The following is a 17,082-nucleotide window of genomic DNA, read 5'->3' on the forward strand; positions in this document are numbered from 1 at the left end:
AATATCAACAAAACCCTAATCAATATGGTTATTATTTTTTATTGAATATAATAAGAACATTAATGGTAAATAAACAAAGTAAGTTATTTAAAATAAAATACTATCGCGAAATAACATGGATATTAATCTACCAAATAGCCTTTTTTCGAATGATAGAAAATAAAACATACAAGATATCATTCTATTAATTACCAAATTAATCTTTATAAGAGCAACAAGCTGGTGCTGCGCCATGGGGATAAGTTTTCGCTATCCCCGGATTATTGCCGATTACCCTGACCCGCACCTATCGCTCCACCGCCAACTTAAACGGCCTGTTTGGCCCTAAATGGGCAGATGACTGGTCACGTCAGCTAGCACTGACTGACGGCAAAATCAATTTCACCGATGCAGACGGAGTCATCTATGATTTCAATACGCCGGATAATCAGGTACTCGCCCGTAATCAGCATATTCCCTATTACCTGCTGACCGGCGAATTAACGGGTGAACTACAACTGACCGACCGCCAGTCCCAACTCAGCTATCATTTCAATCACATCGTTGGAAATATTCGCAAGCTATCCGCGATCACTGATCGCCGTCAGAACGCGATCCGGTTTATTTACGATAAACACTCACAACTGATCGAAGTCACGCGCACGGATGGCTTCCGGCTGATTCTGGGTTATCAAGATCAGCAACTCCAGACAGTGGATTACCTCAAGCAACAAACACACCAACGGCTGGTGACCTGTCACTATGATTCACAGGGTTACCTGCATCAATATGATGCGTTCCAGCATAACCATCTGTGGCATGAATATGACGCACAGGGGCGAATGATACGCTGGCACGATACCGACCAGACTGATCTGCATCTCACTTATGATGAGCAGGGGCGGGTACTGAGCATGATGTCCCCCAGCGGCTACTGGAGTGACCGTTTCCGCTACGACGACCAGGCGCGTATCACCACTTACCGGGATGCTGAAGGCGGTGAAACCCAGCACCATTACGATCACAACGGGCTGGTGATCCGTGAAGTCGATCCGCTGGGGCGCGTCACACGCCGCCAGTGGCGCTACAGTCAAATCGTCTGGGAAGCCGATGCAGCAGGTGGGATCACGACTTTCGATTACAACCCTGATGGTGCTCTGACTGAAATGGTCCTGCCGACCGGAGAAACCTTTGCTTACGGCTATGACGAACACGGACAGCTCATTGAAAGTGTCCTGCCAACCGGTGAGCGCTGGCAATTTCACTATGACGAGCAAGGCAACCTGACAGCGCTGACTAATCCATTGGGGCACAAAGAAGAATACCAATACGGCACGCACGGTGAATTGCGTCAGCGCCTGCTACCGGACGGACGCCAGTGGCACTATGCTTATGACGAGCAACAGCGACTAGCCGCAGTGATGACACCGGACGGTCAGACCACCGGACTGCAACTGGATGAACTGGGCCGCCTGCGCCAACTCACCGATGCCCTGAAACAACAAACCCGCTATCGCTACAGTGACGACCATGCCAGTCTCAACGGCAGCCTGACGGAAATCGAACTGCCGGATGGCACCACGCAACAACTGGCCTATGACAGTGAACGGCGAGTAGTAGCCGTGACTGACGGCGAAGGCCGTACCACCCGCTATACTTACGGCGCGTTTGACCTGCTGACTCAGGTTACCCGGCCCGATGGCACGGTATTACACTTTGGCTATGACCGCCTGACCCGGTTGAACTCAGTGACCGCCTCCACTGGCGAAACCTACCGTTATGCGCGGGATGCCGCCGGGCAGATTATCCGGGAAACTGATTTTACCGGGCGTACTCTTGAATATCAGTACGATAAACGGGGACGCCGCACACTGATGCAATATCCCGACGGTCAGCAGCTTCGCTGGCATTATTCCCCGGCTGGTTTGCTGGTCAAACAGGAAAGCTGGCAACCGGAAGAAAACCAATGGGTACTGAAAGCCACAACGCGTTACGAATACAACAAGCGGTATCAGTTGGTGAAAGCCACTAATGCCGATGTTGTTGTGGAATACGAATATGACAAAATCACTGGCCTGCCGACCTGTGAGCGTATCAATGGGCGGGAAATCACGCGCGAATGGGATAATCTGACCGGACGTCCTGTCAGCGAAAGTGTCGATGGCAATACCCTGCACTTCGGTTATAACCTGTCGGGGAGTCTGAATCACTTTCAGCTTAACCAGCATGCGCCACTGACATTCCAGCATGATGCGCTTGGGCGGGAAACGGTACGCGAAAGTGCTAACGGCTTTATCCTTGCCAGCCGCTATACTGCAACTGGCCTGCTGGCGCATCAGTCGGCGGGGCAGGCAACTAAATTTTTCCGGGAAACGCTGGCACAAAACGATCCGCACTTCCCACCCCAGGCAACCGCCGTCAACCGGAGCTGGCAATATGACCGAGCTCATAACGTCCGTGTGATTGACGACAGCCGCTGGGGGCAAACCCGCTATCGTTACAACACTAATGACCATATACTGCATACCCTGTTTGATGGCAACCGTCCGTATGAAGAACAGTTCCGTTATGATGCCAACGGTAACCTGAGCCAGCATATTCCGGTGGATATCCAGGGCGCAATGATACAAATTACTCAGCGCCAGCAATCCGGGCGGGTGGTGCAATGTGGCAATGTCCGCTATCGCTATGATGATAATGGCCGGCTGGTGGAAAAAACCGAACAGCGTGACGGCTTCCGGCCACAAATCTGGCGCTACCGCTGGGATACCCAAAACCAGCTTACCCACTGCGAAACGCCGGACGGCTCGCGCTGGCACTATCGCTACGATGCATTCGGACGGCGTATTCGTAAGCTGAAAGTACATGATGGCAAACTGGCCACCGCCAATTTACAGCGCTGGCTGGATGGCAAACCGGATTTAACAGTGAAACCCGATGCCATTTTGGGCTATGATTATTTGTGGAGCGGCGACCAGCTTATTGAGGAAACCCCGCTTTATGCCGATGGCACACCGGTGGAAAATCAGCGCATCCGCTGGTTATACGAGCCGGGCGCACTGACACCTTCGGCACGCGCTGAGCGGGGCAAACTGCACTATATCGTCTGTGACCATCAGGGTACGCCGCGTGAGATGCTCAATAAGGAAGGCGGGCTGGTCTGGGCACAGCGGCTCACCACCTGGGGCAAAGCAGAACGCTCGCAGGTCATCGCCTCCAATGATGCGGATTATCATGTTAACTGCAACCTGCGTTTTATGGGGCAGTACGAGGATGAGGAAAGCGGATTATATTACAATCGGTTTAGGTATTACTCGCCGGAAACCGGGCAGTATATATCGCCGGACCCCATAGGGCTGGCGGGCGGGCTGAATCCTTATGGGTATGTGCATAATCCTCTATCTTGGGTTGATCCATTCGGGTTAACTCCGTGCCCAACCGTTAAGAACAAGAAAACGACGAATGAAGGTACAAGTCGGCGTGATGCGTTCCGGCAGGCTAAGCGAGATGCAGGCATTCCTAATAGCCAGAAGCCGTTTGAAATATCAAGGGTTGATTTGGGAGATGGGTACGGTGGTGTTGTTCGTAATCCAAACGGTACTCCAGTTACAACTCGGCAATATCACTTCAAGGATCAGAAAGGTAATACAGTAATAATTCAAGAACACAGTCGAGGGCATGCGAAAGCCACGCCTTTACATGGAGCAGAACCCCATTTTAACGTTAGACCAATTGATAAAATATCTGGAAAAATATTAGATACGGGTAGTGTCGAAGGCACTCATGGACATTATAATTTTCCTTTAGGGAAGTGATTATGTGGTTTAAAAATGCGATAAGAAATGAGCAAATAAAATATATGTTTAATAATGAATTTGATATAAGTGAAGTCGAATTCATTAGTTATACTTTTCATCGTCACTCATCTTTACAACTTTGTTTTATATGTAAAAAGATCCCTTCCGTATATCCTGAAAAATGGAATGAAAAAGGGTTTAATGCGATGAGTTTAGTTTTAAGCATGTCAAATATAAATTCATTTGAAAGTAAAGGAAATAAAGTGAATTTTATTTGTTCACCACAAATTAGTAGCACCGATAGTTCTACATCTATCGAAATAATCAACGAAGATTTTTATTTATTGTGTAATGCAGATTTTTTGACAATAGACGGTATTACTCCTTATATAGATGAAAGGTGGGATTAATATTTAACTCATTGTTAATCAGAACAAAAAAGCCGGAAAGATCCCCATGATCTTCCGGCTTTCTTCTTTTTTAAGAGCCGCTCATTGCCTGCCCTTAGTTGCTGTTGTACTCTCCAATCAGTTCCCGCATCCTCAATTTAATGTCACTGAGCTGGTCTTGCTGGCGCTGGTACTGTTGCTTAATGGTGCGGGTGTCATCGCTGTCGGGGATCAGCACCAGACAGCCATCCATGATTTTAACCGTGAGCGTGCCGCCAATATCAAAGCCTGCTGCCTTAAGCCACTGGCCTTTCAGATGGATGGCAGGCGGGGCGCAGGCCTTATCATTTTACGGTACGTATCCCACGGTAAAATAACGTTCGGTTTTGGCGGCTTTGATGGTTAGTTGAAATGACTAATCTTCAGTTTTTTTGGACCTCAACTACCTCAGTCTTCGGCTCTTCCGGCAGCGGTCCTGGTCTCATAATCTGATTAAAACTGTTCCTGAGCTGATTCACATCAACAGTCGCTTCACCTTTAGGTTGCACCAGAATAAATGCCGTTTCCTGAGATAACATCTCTTTCAGTTTTTTGTTCAAAACCTGTGGCGTAAGGGAAGACAAAAACATCTGCCGCAATCTGCGATATTGCTCAGGGGCAATATCTATCACATTATTTTGTTGGGAGAGCAGACGCTGGTTAATCAATATATCCGTGTCTGTACGCGCATATGCTGCAAAGAGGTGCTGAAGCTGAAGGCGTTTCTGATTATACAGTTCATCGAATTGTTTTTGTGGCAATCCATTTTCACGTAATGACGCCAGCGCAGAGGCCAGGTAAAGTGTGGATTCCGTCAATTTATCCGATGACGTGTCCAGATTCAGATAGCAATTCGCCCGCTGGTAAACAACCCGACAATCCAGATCTAATTTTGCGTCATTTTGCTTTTCTTTCAGCCACAATTGTAAGTAACGGTAAAAAGCTTCACGAGCAAGTTCGTTTGACCAATGCTGAAGTAATGCCTGAGAGTTATTAATCGGTTGCCAGTTCAGGTCCCAAACTAAAGAAAGCCGATCTTGTTTAGCTTTATCACTTTTTACTCCCAATACTTCTGCTTTTACTGGCAACAGTATGGGAACAACAACAGGTGTCTGACGTTTGCCTTCTAATGATGAAAATATCTGATTAAGCCGTTCTGGCAATACCCGACTATCAACGTTGCCGGCAACGTATAATGTCATTGCATCCGGCGTATACCACTGCCGATAGAATTCTTCGACTTTTTTCACATCTACAGATGTTGATACATGCACTCCGGGATCATGACCAAGCAGAGTCGAACCTTGCAGGCGCATACGCCATACCGGATCCTGGACATCTGCTGGCAGAGTCGATACCAGATGCTCAGACGTTTTCATAGCCTGAACCAAAGTCTGTGGCGTAAATACTGCACCTCCCGCAATATCGGATAACCAGATCAGCGCATCCTGTAATAATTCAGGACGGTTATTGGGTAAACTCAGGCTATAGAGGGTGAAATCATATGAAACTATGGCAGGGGGAAGGAGGTTTTTGCTATCAACTGCGTTGTACCACAGATTTTCCAATTTTTGCGAAGATAAATCTTTACTAGAGGATAAGACGATCTTGGGAATGAGGTAGGTGTAACCTTGCTGCTGATTTTTCTCTGCCAGAGAGCCCGTTTTCACCATTAAACGCAACTGTATTTTGTCGTTGGGACGTTGCGGAGTTTGCAGGATTTGCCAACTGAACCCATTTTCCAGTTTACCTTGTTGCCAAGCTGGATCAGGCTGTAAGGTTTCCGCCTGAGCAAAGTAAGTCGTAGCCAGAATGGTGCCACCAATAAGATATCCGATTTTCTTGCCTTGCATTCTTACTTACCCCTACCTATTTAGTTTTATCCTTGTTTGAACCAATAAAAGGCTTCTGGATATTATCACCGAAAATTAGACCCTTATTCACCTTATAAGGTTTCATTTTGATGGAGGTTTTTGCTTATTAACTTGACGATTATAACCTTTCACCAACAACCCCAATTCGTCATCTTGGTGATTTTTGGGACAAGGCATAGGGACAGGAACATGCTCTTCATTCAGTTCTCGTGCGATATCACGCAACGGATGTATGACGATACGATTTACACACCAACTTATCGACACGGTAAGAATAAGTGCAAGCAATAAATAAGTGGTTAACATTAATGCCAGTGTGTTCAAAGCAAATCGGTACACACGGTTGGAGTCAACCTGCAAGATAAGATGCCCCTGCGATGCTATGTCTTTTGATGAAATACCATAAACATGTAAAGGAATATTTAACTCAACCGGGATACCAAAAACCCGCTTTGCCAGTTCAGGTATAGGCCGGTGAGTCGCGAAGTCCAAACTCATAATCCGGGAGTTATTCTGCGATATCAGTTCAGCTCGCCCTAAGATGCCCGACGTTTTTAACCCAATCAGTAAAGTTTTCGCTTTATTGAGATCAGAACTCAGTAAAGCATCTGTCAAAGGAGCCTGGATCTGAGCTGCTGCATTATTGAGCTGGTTAATATAATCATCTTTTCGTTGCTGCAACAAATGCGATAGTTGGATAGTAATGAAAATAGCAAGAGTGACCAAAGTGACTCCTGTCACTGCCGCCATTTGTTTAATGGTTAACGAACGTTTGACTCGCAATTTCATTTTATCCAAACCAATACTTGACCAAAGACTGGCTACCACACCTTAATAATGCGACTGAGTATACTTGATTTTTCTTGCTATCGTCTTGTTTTGATAAATGCAAGTGAGATAAATGACTGCAATATAGTATTTACTTTTTGTGACGTTCATCCCTTTCACCTTCAAGTGACTGCTTTATTAACTATATTCATTCCCCCCGGTCACATAGGTTTTATGACTGTAACCTTATCCTATAACCTTCAGCTTCCGGGGAGTGATTCATTTAACGTTGTACAGCCACTTGAAGTCCATTCGATATGTATCAGATAACGTTATACTACGATCTGACACAATTATGCAGGTGGATTTGCATTTTGCTCAACAGCAAAGCAGGCAACAAGTCGCTCGCCATATTGCTTTAGTTTAGGGTGGAATTGAGTGCATGGGCCAAATGCATGACGGCAACGGGCTGCAAAAGCACACCCCGGAGGCGGGTTCATCGGGCTTGGCAATTCCCCTGTCAGTTTGATACGTTCACGCCGCAGTGCCGGATTCAACCGCGGCGTTGCAGACAACAATGCCTGCGTATAAGGATGACGTGGGTTATTGAAAATCGCTTCCTTCGCACCTTTTTCAACGCAACGTCCCAAATACATAACCATAACTTCATCGGCAATATGTTCAACCACTGAGAGGTCATGGGAAATAAATACATATGACAGCCCCAATTCCTGCTGCAAATCCATCATCAGATTCAAAACCTGCGCCCGCACGGAAACGTCCAGAGCAGAAACTGGCTCATCCGCAATCACCACGTCAGGATTTAGCATCAACCCACGAGCAATCGCAATACGCTGACGCTGGCCGCCAGAAAACATATGAGGATAACGCTGGTAATGTTCAGGCTTTAATCCCACCTTTTCCATCATCTCCAGCACTTTTTCCTTGCGTTCATTCAGTGTCAGTGATGTATTGATAAGCAAAGGCTCTTCCAGAATCTGACCCACTTTTTTACGTGGATTCAAGGATGCGTAAGGATTCTGAAATACGATCTGGATTTTTTGGCGTCGGAGTTTTTCTGCTTTATTATCTGGTGATTCCTTATCTGGTAATAGTAAGTCTTGCCCCAAATAATAAAGTTCGCCTTCTGTGGGTTTTTCTATCATGGTCAGCAAGCGCCCTAGGGTGGATTTCCCGCAACCTGATTCTCCGACAACTGCCAGTGTCTTACCTTTCTCCAGTTCAAATGAGACACCATCCAGTGCCTTCACTACCCTCTCTGGTGAAAATATGCCGGTTTTAACCGGATAATACTTTTTCAGTTCAGTGGCTTTTAGCAAAGGGAGCGTGTCTTTTTTCTGCCCGTTTTGTTGTTGATTTTGTTGTTGAATAACTGCTTCTTGAGCATTCATATTGTCGGCCTCCCCTCATCATCCAGTGGCATATGACATTTAACCTGACGTTCTCCAACAACTTTCAATTCCGGCTCCACTTGGCAGCAATGCTCATTGACATAAGGGCAGCGAGGATTGAGCAGACATCCTGTCGGACGGTCATATTTACCCGGAACAACGCCCGGCAACGAAGCCAGACGGGATTTATCTAGCGCAAATTCCGGTAATGCCCGCAACAATGCCTGTGTATAAGGATGACGTGGTGCTCTAAATATTTCATTCGACTTACCAATTTCCACTATCTGCCCTGCATACATCACAATAATATGCTGAGCAGCTTCCGCAACCAGAGCCAAATCATGAGTGATCAAGACCAGTGCCATGTTTTCCTGCTGCTGTAACTCCAGTAACAATTCGACGATTTGTGCCTGAATAGTCACATCCAATGCCGTTGTCGGTTCATCGGCAATCAGCAGCTTCGGACGACAAGCAATCGCCATCGCGATCATCACACGCTGGCTCATTCCACCTGATAATTGATGCGGATAAACTTCTAAACGAGAGGCTGGATCAGGAATTCCTACCTGAGTCAGCAGATCAATTGCTCGTTGATAACGGGTTTTCCGGTTTCCTCCCTGATGGACTTTCAGCGCTTCCATGATCTGATATCCCACAGTGTAACAAGGGTTAAGGCTGGTCATTGGGTCCTGAAAAATCATCGAAATTTCTGCACCAACCAGTTGGCGGCGCTCTTTTTCGGAAATTTTTGTCAGATCACAGCCATCAAACTCCAACTTCTTTGCCATGACTTTGCCCGGATAATCTATCAACCCCATAATCGCCAGTGAGCTGACAGATTTGCCCGAACCAGACTCTCCAACAATACCGACAACCTGGCCCTGTTCAACGCTGTAGCTGATACGGTCAACAGCGTGGAATGGTGTATCTTCATCACCAAAGTGCACCGATAATTGGTCTATATTTAACAATGCCATTTCATACCCCTACTGCTTGAGCTTAGGATCGAGCGCATCACGCAACCCATCCCCCATCAGGTTAAATGCCAGTACTGTCAAAAGGATAGCCAACCCAGGGAAAGTCACGACCCACCACGCACTCTGGGCAAACTGCAAGACATCTGACAACATAGTTCCCCACTCTGGTGTTGGTGGCTGTGCTCCCATTCCCAGAAAACCGAGGGCAGCCATGTCGAGAATCGCATTCGAAAACCCTAATGAGGCCTGCACAATCAGGGGAGCAAGGCAGTTTGGTAAGATATTGATGAACATCTGACGCATTGCCCCCGCACCAGCAACCTGAGAAGCGGTCACATAGTCACGATTCACTTCAACTAATACTGCCGCTCTTGTCAGTCGAATATAATGAGGCAATGCAACAAACGTCAGCGCCAGTGACGCATTGACAATAGATGGGCCGAAGATAGCCACCAATACCAATGCTAATAACAGGCTTGGCAAGGCCAGCATAATATCGACTATTCGCATAATGGCAGTATCAACAATTCCACCAAAATAGCCTGACAGCAATCCCAGAATAATCCCCATCACCAGCGACATTACAACAACCAGACAACCAACCAGTAAGGAGAGACGAGCTCCGTACATCAAGCGAGAAAGGATATCGCGCCCAACATCGTCAGTACCGAGAATAAATTGCCAACTTCCCCCTTCCTGCCATATCGGCGGGATTAACAGGGAATCACGGAACTGTTCCGCCGGGCCATGTGGTGCCAGTACCCCTGCAAGCAACGCGATCAACAGCATCAAAACAATATAGACAAGACCAATGACGGCACCTTTGTTACGTTTAAAGTAATGCCAGAACTCCTGCATCGGTGTCATCAGTTTCGGTGCGCTTGATGTTATTTGTTCAATGGCTTGTGGCTCTGTTAATTGAGTCATCATGCGCTCCTTATCTCTTGTGCCGAATACGCGGATTGACAATGCCATACAGCAGATCAACCACAAAATTGACCAGAATGATCATTGTCGCCACCAGCAATACGCCACCTTGCACCACTGGATAATCACGACGCTGGAGAGCGTCGATCAACCAACGCCCCAGTCCCGGCCATGAAAAGATGGTTTCAGTCAGAATCGCACCCGCCAACATAATGCCCACTTGCAGGCCAATCACTGTGATCACAGGCAGCAACGCATTGCGCAACGCATGGACAATAATGACACGCATACGACTCAGGCCTTTTGCCCGTGCAGTACGGATATAGTCTTCACCCAATATTTCCAGCATGGAAGAACGAGTCATACGCACAATCACGGCTAATGGGATCGTACCCAATACAACAGCAGGCAGGATCATGTGCATCACAGCGTCAATGAAGTCACCATCTTCCCCCCAAATCAGGGTATCAATCAGCATAAAGCCAGTCAGAGGATAGCTATCATCAAGAAACACACTGTCGCTTATTCGGCCGGAAACCGGAGTCAGGTTCCAGTGAACGGAAACCAGCATGATGAGCATGATGCCCCACCAGAAAATAGGCATTGAATAACCCGTCAGTGACAGGCCTACGGCGGTATGATCAAAGACAGAACCACGTTTGACCGCAGCCAGTACGCCGACAGGAATACCGACAGAGATGGCAAATAACATGGCGCAGATGCCTAATTCCAATGTTGCTTTAAATCGGGGGACAAATTCATCCCACACCGGAATGCGGCTTTTCAGGGAGATCCCTAAATCACCATGCAGTATGCCATTGACATAATGAAGATATTGCTCCCAAAGAGGTTTATCTAACCCCATTGCTGCCATCAGTTCAGCATGGCGCTCGGCAGAGACACCTCTTTCTCCCGCCATAATCAGTACCGGATCACCGGGGATCATATGCACAAAGGCGAAAGTCAGCAGGGTAATACCAATAAACGTCGGGATCACCAGCCCCAGACGCCGGAGGATAAATTGCAGCATATCCTGAATTCTCTTTTTAGTTATCAGTTACAGCTCTCAGGCTGTTTGTGTCATACACAGACCTGCTTGCCCACCAGAGAAACGCAACCATCCCCCCGGAAATATTCGGGGGGATGGACAATCACAACAAATCAAGAACAGGATTATTCGAGATCTACATTGTAAAAGAGGTGCCTGCCGAGCGGATCGACCTCATAACCCTTCACTTCTTTACGAATAGGTTCGTAAACCGTAGAGTGGGCAATAATCAATGCAGGGACTTGCTCATGCATTACTACCTGAGCCTGCTTATAAAGTTCTGTGCGTTTGACAATATCAGCCGTTGTACGTGCTGGCTGAATAATGTCCTCAAACTGTTGGTCGCACCATTTTGAATAATTGGAACCTCGTTCTTTGGCTGCACAACTAAACAGAGTTCCAAAGAAGTTATCAGGATCACCGTTATCCCCCGTCCATCCCATCATGACGTTTTGAGGTTCACCATCTTTGGCTCGTTTCAGGTATTCGCCCCACTCATAACTGACAATCTTGGCTTTTACACCAATTTTGGCCCAGTCAGCCTGAATCATTTCCGCCATACGGCGGGCATTCGGATTATAAGGACGCTGTACCGGCATTGCCCAAAGATCGGTTTCAAACCCATTTGGGAAGCCTGCTTCTTTCAGCAGTTCTTTAGCCTTCGCCGGATCATAGGAGTAATCTTTGATGTCATCGTTATAGCCCCACATCGTAGGAGGGATCAGGTTTTTCGCTTTCTGACCGGCTCCTTGATACACAGCCGCAATGATGGCATCTTTGTTCACCGCCATCGTCAACGCCTGACGAACTTTGAGGTTGTCCATTGGCTTCTTGGTAACGTTATAAGAGAGATAACCCACATTCAGCCCTGCCTGTTCTTTCAGTACGATATCCTTATTCTGCTTCATACTCGCAATATCAGCCGGGTTCGGGTATGGCATGACCTGGCATTCATTTTTCTGCAATTTTGCATAACGTACAGAAGCATCAGGGGTGATGGAAAAGACCAGACGATCAATTTTCGCCGGCCCTTGCCAATAATCTTTGAACGCTTTATAGAGAATGCGGGAATCTTTCTGGTATTGCACTAACTGGAATGGTCCTGTACCCACCGGATTCAGATCCACTTTTTCCGGCGTACCAGCCTTCATCATGGCATCAGCATATTCTTTGGAGAGAATTGAGGCAAAATCCATAGCTAAATTAGCCAAAAAAGGAGCTTCAGGACGGGACAGCACAAAGCGGACAGTATAGTCATCTACTTTCTCTATTTTGCTGATGATATTCCCCATATCCATGCCGATAAAGTATTCGTAGCTGCCACCGGATACTTTATGGTACGGATGACTTTTATCCTTTTGGCGCATAAAAGTAAAGATAACGTCATCGGCGTTGAAATCACGCGTAGATTTGAAAACTTTACTGCTCTGCCATTTTACGCCCTTGCGCAAATAGAATGTGTAGGTTTTGCCATCGTCACTGATTTCCCACCGTTCAGACAGACTTGGAATAATCTCTGTTGTACCTGATTTGAAGTCCACCAGACGGTTATAAATTTGTCTGGCGGTTGCATCAAAAGTTGTACCAGAAGTGAATAACTGCGGGTTAAAGCCTTCAGGTGAACCTTCAGAGCAATAAACCAGTGTTTTTGCCTGTACACTGGCTGCTACAGCCAATGAAACAAGACCAATACCCAATTTCAATAAACTGGGCTTTTTCTTTTTGGAGATAGTCATTACTTAAACTCCGTTTGTGATGTTTATTGTGCCTTAGCCAAGTCCAGAGTTTCCTGCCTGAATATCACTGCCCCGGCTTGTGTTATTTTTGTCGCTTATCAATTAATCAATTGTTATTCCTTACGTCAATATAATCACCATGCCATATGCAACAACAGAAAAACATAAAAGAAAAAAAACGTTAACAATCCTGGTTAAAAAATATGACATTAGGCACAAATATAGATAAAAAAACTGGAAATATCCCTTATTAAAAGAATTAATTTCTATAAATTATAATTTTAAATTTGTGACCGGATACTTAAATAATGAACAGAAAAAATTATAAGAAGGGTGACGTGGAACAAGGTGCCGAATCGAATCAAGAGAAATAAATGTTTTAAATTTATTCAATTCAGATGAAATTAATAACATCATCAATTAAATTAGCAAGTTAATATGAAAATTCTATTTATGAAAATGATGGAACTTCATGGTGCGATTTTGCTCACATTGAGCATAGTTCATACTGGGTGGCTAAGTAAATTAGTGGCTAAGTAAAGGTAAAAAGGCATGACTATTCAAGTAAATATGCACGAGGCAAAAACACATTTAAGCCTGTTTAAAAGTAAGAATGCGGTTTATTTTTCATTTGTCACATATGAAAAAACCCCGCTCAAAGAGCGGGGTTTCAGAATGCTGGTCGGCGAGAGAGGATTCGAACCTCCGACCCACTGGTCCCAAACCAGTTGCGCTACCAAGCTGCGCTACTCGCCGAAAACGAAGCGCATCTTACTGCTGGCATCACGGATCGTCAATATTTTTTTAAAGATAAGTGGTTATTTGATGATATTCCGTCCAAAGTTTACACATTGTAATATCTTCAGAGCAAAAAGCCCCGCTATGATCCGCGAGGCTCTGTCTTAATGGTAATTAGCTTTAAAGGTACTTACACTAACTCAATAAAACTTATCAGCAATTACTGGAGCAGTGAAATATCCGCTACCCGCAAGAACAACTCGCGCAGTTCACTCAATAGCGTCAGGCGATTTGCTCTTACTTGCAGATCTTCATCCATCACCATTACATTGTCGAAGAATGCATCCACAGCTTCACGTAAAGAAGCCAGTTCAACCAGCGCATCCTGATAGTTGCCTTCTGCAAACAGAGGTGCCAGCTTCTCTTTCAATACAACAAGATGAGTCGCCAGTTGGATCTCTTCCGCTGCTTTCAACACTGAAGCCTGAACAGTATCATTCAACTTCTCTTCTGATTTCGCCAGAATGTTGGAAACACGCTTATTCGCTGCCGCCAGAGAAACTGCTTCATCTAATGTACGGAAATGCGTTACCGCTTTCATACGGGCATCAAAGTCTGCCGGTTGAGTCGGACGACGTGCCAGTACAGCCTGGATAGTATCAACGCTGTAGCCCTGCTCCTGATACCAAGTGCGGAAACGACCGAGCATAAACTCAACCACATCATCTACAACGTTTTCATTGGTCAGTTTGTCACCATACAGACGCACAGCTTCCTCAGACAAAGTCTGGAGGTCGAGAGGCAGTTTTTTCTCAACAATAATACGCAGCACACCCAATGCGGCACGACGCAGTGCAAATGGGTCTTTATCCCCTTTAGGATGTTGACCGATGCCGAAAATCCCTGCCAGCGTATCCATTTTATCGGCGATCGCTATGGCACAGGAAACTCCGGTAGATGGTAGATCATCACCAGAAAAACGCGGCTGATACTGTTCATTCAGTGCCAGAGCCACATCTTCAGCTTCTCCATCATGACGGGCATAGTGCATTCCCATCACACCCTGCGTATCAGTGAACTCAAAAACCATGTTAGTCATTAAGTCACACTTAGACAGTAAACCTGCGCGGGTTGCATGAGTAACATCTGCCCCGATCTTTTCAGCAATCCAGCCAGCCAGAGCCTGAATACGGTCTGTTTTATCGCGCAGTGTACCCAGTTGTTTCTGGAACAGAACGGTCTCCAGACGTGGCAGGTTATCTTCCAGACGCTGTTTACGGTCAGTATTGAAGAAGAATTCAGCATCTGCCAGACGTGGACGCACTACTTTTTCGTTACCTGTGATGATCTGCTGAGGATCAGAAGATTCAATATTGGTAACAAAAATAAAGTTTGCCATCAATTTGCCGGATTTATCGTAAACCGGAAAATATTTCTGGTCGCCTTTCATGGTATAAACCAGCGCTTCGGCAGGTACTTCAAGAAATTTTTCTTCAAATTTTGCTGTCAGAACAACAGGCCATTCCACTAATGAAGTGACTTCTTCCAGCAAACTGTCAGTCAAATCTGCCACACCACCAAGCTGTGTCGCTGCTTGTTCTGCATCACGCTTGATCAGGGCCTTACGCGCTTCATAATCCGCAATGACCCGACCACGCTCCTGCAAAATTGCCGGATACTGCTCTGCGTTATCAATGGTAAACTCCGCCTCTCCCATAAAACGGTGACCACGAATAATACGATCAGATTTGATACCCAGAATTTCGCCCTCAATCACTTCACAACCCAGAAGCATAGTGATGGTATGTACTGGACGGACAAATTGGGTTTCTTTATCCCCCCAGCGCATTAGTTTAGGGATCGGTAATTTACTTAACGCGCTACTTACCATATCCGCCAGCAATTCTTTCGCTTCATGGCCTTTAACCTGAGCACGATAAAGTAACCATTCACCTTTATCGGTTACCATACGCTCAGCCTGATCAACGGTAATACCGCAACCGCGTGCCCAACCTTCCGCTGCTTTGGTTGGTTTTCCTTCCGTATCAAACGCCTGAGCAATAGCAGGGCCACGTTTTTCTATTTCACGATCAGCCTGTGCCGCCGCCAGATTTGCCACTTTCAACGCCAGACGACGAGGAGCAGCAAACCAGCTAACTTCACCATGACCCAGATTGGCATTTTGCAGTTCTACTTCAAAATTGGTCGCAAAGGATTCAGCCAATGAACGCAGTGCCTTTGGTGGCAACTCTTCGGTGCCGATTTCCACAAGGAAAGTCTGTTGAGTCATGATGGCCTCTTATTTTCTGTTACACATAGGGAAGCCAAGCGCCTCACGGGAGGCATAATAAGCTTCAGCAACTGCTTTGGTCAGGGTTCGGATGCGCAGAATATAACGCTGACGCTCAGTCACGGAAATCGCTTTACGGGCATCCAACAAGTTGAAGGTGTGGCCCGCTTTTAGAATGCGCTCATAAGCAGGAAGTGGCAGTGGAGTTTCCAACGCCAGTAATTCCTGCGCTTCTTTTTCGTATTGCTCAAAGCAGGTAAACAGGAAATCGACATCAGCATGTTCAAAGTTGTAAGTAGACTGCTCAACCTCGTTCTGGTGGTAAATGTCGCCATACGTGGTTTTACCCAACGGACCATCACTCCACACCAGATCGTACACACTGTCTACACCCTGAATGTACATAGCCAGACGTTCCAAACCATAAGTAATCTCGCCAGTGACTGGTTTACATTCAAGACCACCGACCTGTTGGAAGTAAGTGAACTGAGTTACTTCCATGCCGTTCAGCCAAACTTCCCAACCCAGTCCCCAAGCACCTAATGTCGGGTTTTCCCAGTTATCTTCAACAAAGCGGATATCATGAACGGTAGGATCAAGCCCCAACTCTTTCAGGGAACCCAGGTAAAGCTCCTGGATATTATCTGGAGATGGCTTGATGATAACCTGAAACTGGTAGTAGTGCTGGAGCCGATTTGGGTTTTCACCATAACGCCCATCAGTTGGACGACGGGATGGTTGCACATAAGCTGCGGCAATAGGCTCCGGCCCCAAAGCACGCAAGCAGGTTATAGGGTGAGAAGTTCCTGCGCCGACTTCCATATCCAATGGTTGGACAATGGTACAGCCTTGACGCGCCCAGTAATCCTGTAATGTCAGGATGATCCCCTGAAAGGTTTTGGTATCAAACTTTTGCATGTTGAATTCGCACGCGATACATATGAATTTAAACGAAAGCATTCAGTATACCTTCTGACTGTAAGATATACAGCATTGATCACGCCCAATTTTGTCACAGTATAAAAAAATCTTACCCTTGCCACTTTATTTGTATATTTATACAGCTAAAATTAGCATAATTATTCACCATTATCTGTGGAGACGTGCA

The 17,082-nt window shown here is 46.2% G+C and carries 12 protein-coding genes and 1 tRNA gene; 2 read left to right on the forward strand and 11 right to left on the reverse strand.

Translation table 11 applies throughout. The features are described 5' to 3' along the window. Positions 1–251: 251 nt before the first annotated feature. Both ABLA85_RS00270 and ABLA85_RS00275 read left to right on the forward strand, forming a co-directional pair. Positions 252–3,794, forward strand: coding sequence for an RHS repeat-associated core domain-containing protein (locus ABLA85_RS00270; RefSeq protein ID WP_367960589.1), 3,543 nt, complete (start codon positions 252–254; stop codon positions 3,792–3,794). Positions 3,795–3,796: 2 nt separating this feature from the next. Next, the gene (locus ABLA85_RS00275; protein WP_367960336.1) at positions 3,797–4,186 is read left to right on the forward strand and encodes an Imm50 family immunity protein; all 390 of its coding nucleotides are present in this window, start codon (positions 3,797–3,799) and stop codon (positions 4,184–4,186) included. 94 nt (positions 4,187–4,280) lie between these two features. On the opposite strand, the gene ABLA85_RS00280 is transcribed toward ABLA85_RS00275, so the two are convergent. The 11 genes from ABLA85_RS00280 to glyQ form a co-directional block, all read right to left on the reverse strand. Further along, positions 4,281–4,487, reverse strand: coding sequence for a SymE family type I addiction module toxin (locus tag ABLA85_RS00280; protein ID WP_367960591.1), 207 nt, complete (start codon positions 4,485–4,487; stop codon positions 4,281–4,283). 100 nt (positions 4,488–4,587) lie between these two features. Continuing rightward, positions 4,588–6,057 carry an insulinase family protein gene (locus ABLA85_RS00285; protein ID WP_367960338.1) on the reverse strand — a complete coding sequence of 490 codons (1,470 nt, stop codon included), beginning with the start codon at positions 6,055–6,057 and terminating at the stop codon, positions 4,588–4,590. A 102-nt stretch (positions 6,058–6,159) separates the two neighbouring features. Next, the gene (locus tag ABLA85_RS00290; RefSeq protein WP_367960339.1) at positions 6,160–6,867 is read right to left on the reverse strand and encodes a HAMP domain-containing protein; all 708 of its coding nucleotides are present in this window, start codon (positions 6,865–6,867) and stop codon (positions 6,160–6,162) included. 332 nt (positions 6,868–7,199) lie between these two features. After that, positions 7,200–8,258: a dipeptide ABC transporter ATP-binding subunit DppF gene (dppF, locus tag ABLA85_RS00295; RefSeq protein ID WP_367960341.1), complete on the reverse strand. Its 1,059-nt coding sequence runs from the start codon at positions 8,256–8,258 to the stop codon at positions 7,200–7,202. After that, entirely contained in the window at positions 8,255–9,235 is a 981-nt protein-coding gene (dppD, locus tag ABLA85_RS00300; RefSeq protein WP_367960343.1) for a dipeptide ABC transporter ATP-binding protein, read from the reverse strand. The genes dppF and dppD overlap by 4 nt, the downstream gene beginning before the upstream one ends. Before the next feature lie 9 nt (positions 9,236–9,244). Next, positions 9,245–10,162 (reverse strand): dipeptide ABC transporter permease DppC, encoded by a 918-nt coding sequence (gene dppC, locus ABLA85_RS00305; RefSeq protein ID WP_367960345.1) that lies wholly within the window; start codon positions 10,160–10,162, stop codon positions 9,245–9,247. Positions 10,163–10,172: 10 nt separating this feature from the next. After that, positions 10,173–11,192: a dipeptide ABC transporter permease DppB gene (gene dppB / locus ABLA85_RS00310; protein WP_367960347.1), complete on the reverse strand. Its 1,020-nt coding sequence runs from the start codon at positions 11,190–11,192 to the stop codon at positions 10,173–10,175. Positions 11,193–11,335: 143 nt separating this feature from the next. Continuing rightward, positions 11,336–12,946 (reverse strand): dipeptide ABC transporter periplasmic-binding protein DppA, encoded by a 1,611-nt coding sequence (gene dppA, locus ABLA85_RS00315; protein WP_367960349.1) that lies wholly within the window; start codon positions 12,944–12,946, stop codon positions 11,336–11,338. Between the two features lie 679 nt (positions 12,947–13,625). Next, positions 13,626–13,702: transfer RNA gene (locus ABLA85_RS00320), tRNA-Pro, on the reverse strand. Positions 13,703–13,904: 202 nt separating this feature from the next. After that, entirely contained in the window at positions 13,905–15,974 is a 2,070-nt protein-coding gene (gene glyS / locus ABLA85_RS00325) for a glycine--tRNA ligase subunit beta (RefSeq protein ID WP_367960352.1), read from the reverse strand. A 9-nt stretch (positions 15,975–15,983) separates the two neighbouring features. After that, a complete protein-coding gene (gene glyQ / locus ABLA85_RS00330; RefSeq protein WP_038259344.1) occupies positions 15,984–16,892 on the reverse strand; it encodes a glycine--tRNA ligase subunit alpha in 909 nt (302 codons plus the stop codon). Positions 16,893–17,082 lie beyond the last annotated feature (190 nt).

This window comes from Xenorhabdus sp. SGI246 (genome assembly GCF_040838225.1).
Lineage (GTDB): Bacteria > Pseudomonadota > Gammaproteobacteria > Enterobacterales > Enterobacteriaceae > Xenorhabdus > Xenorhabdus indica.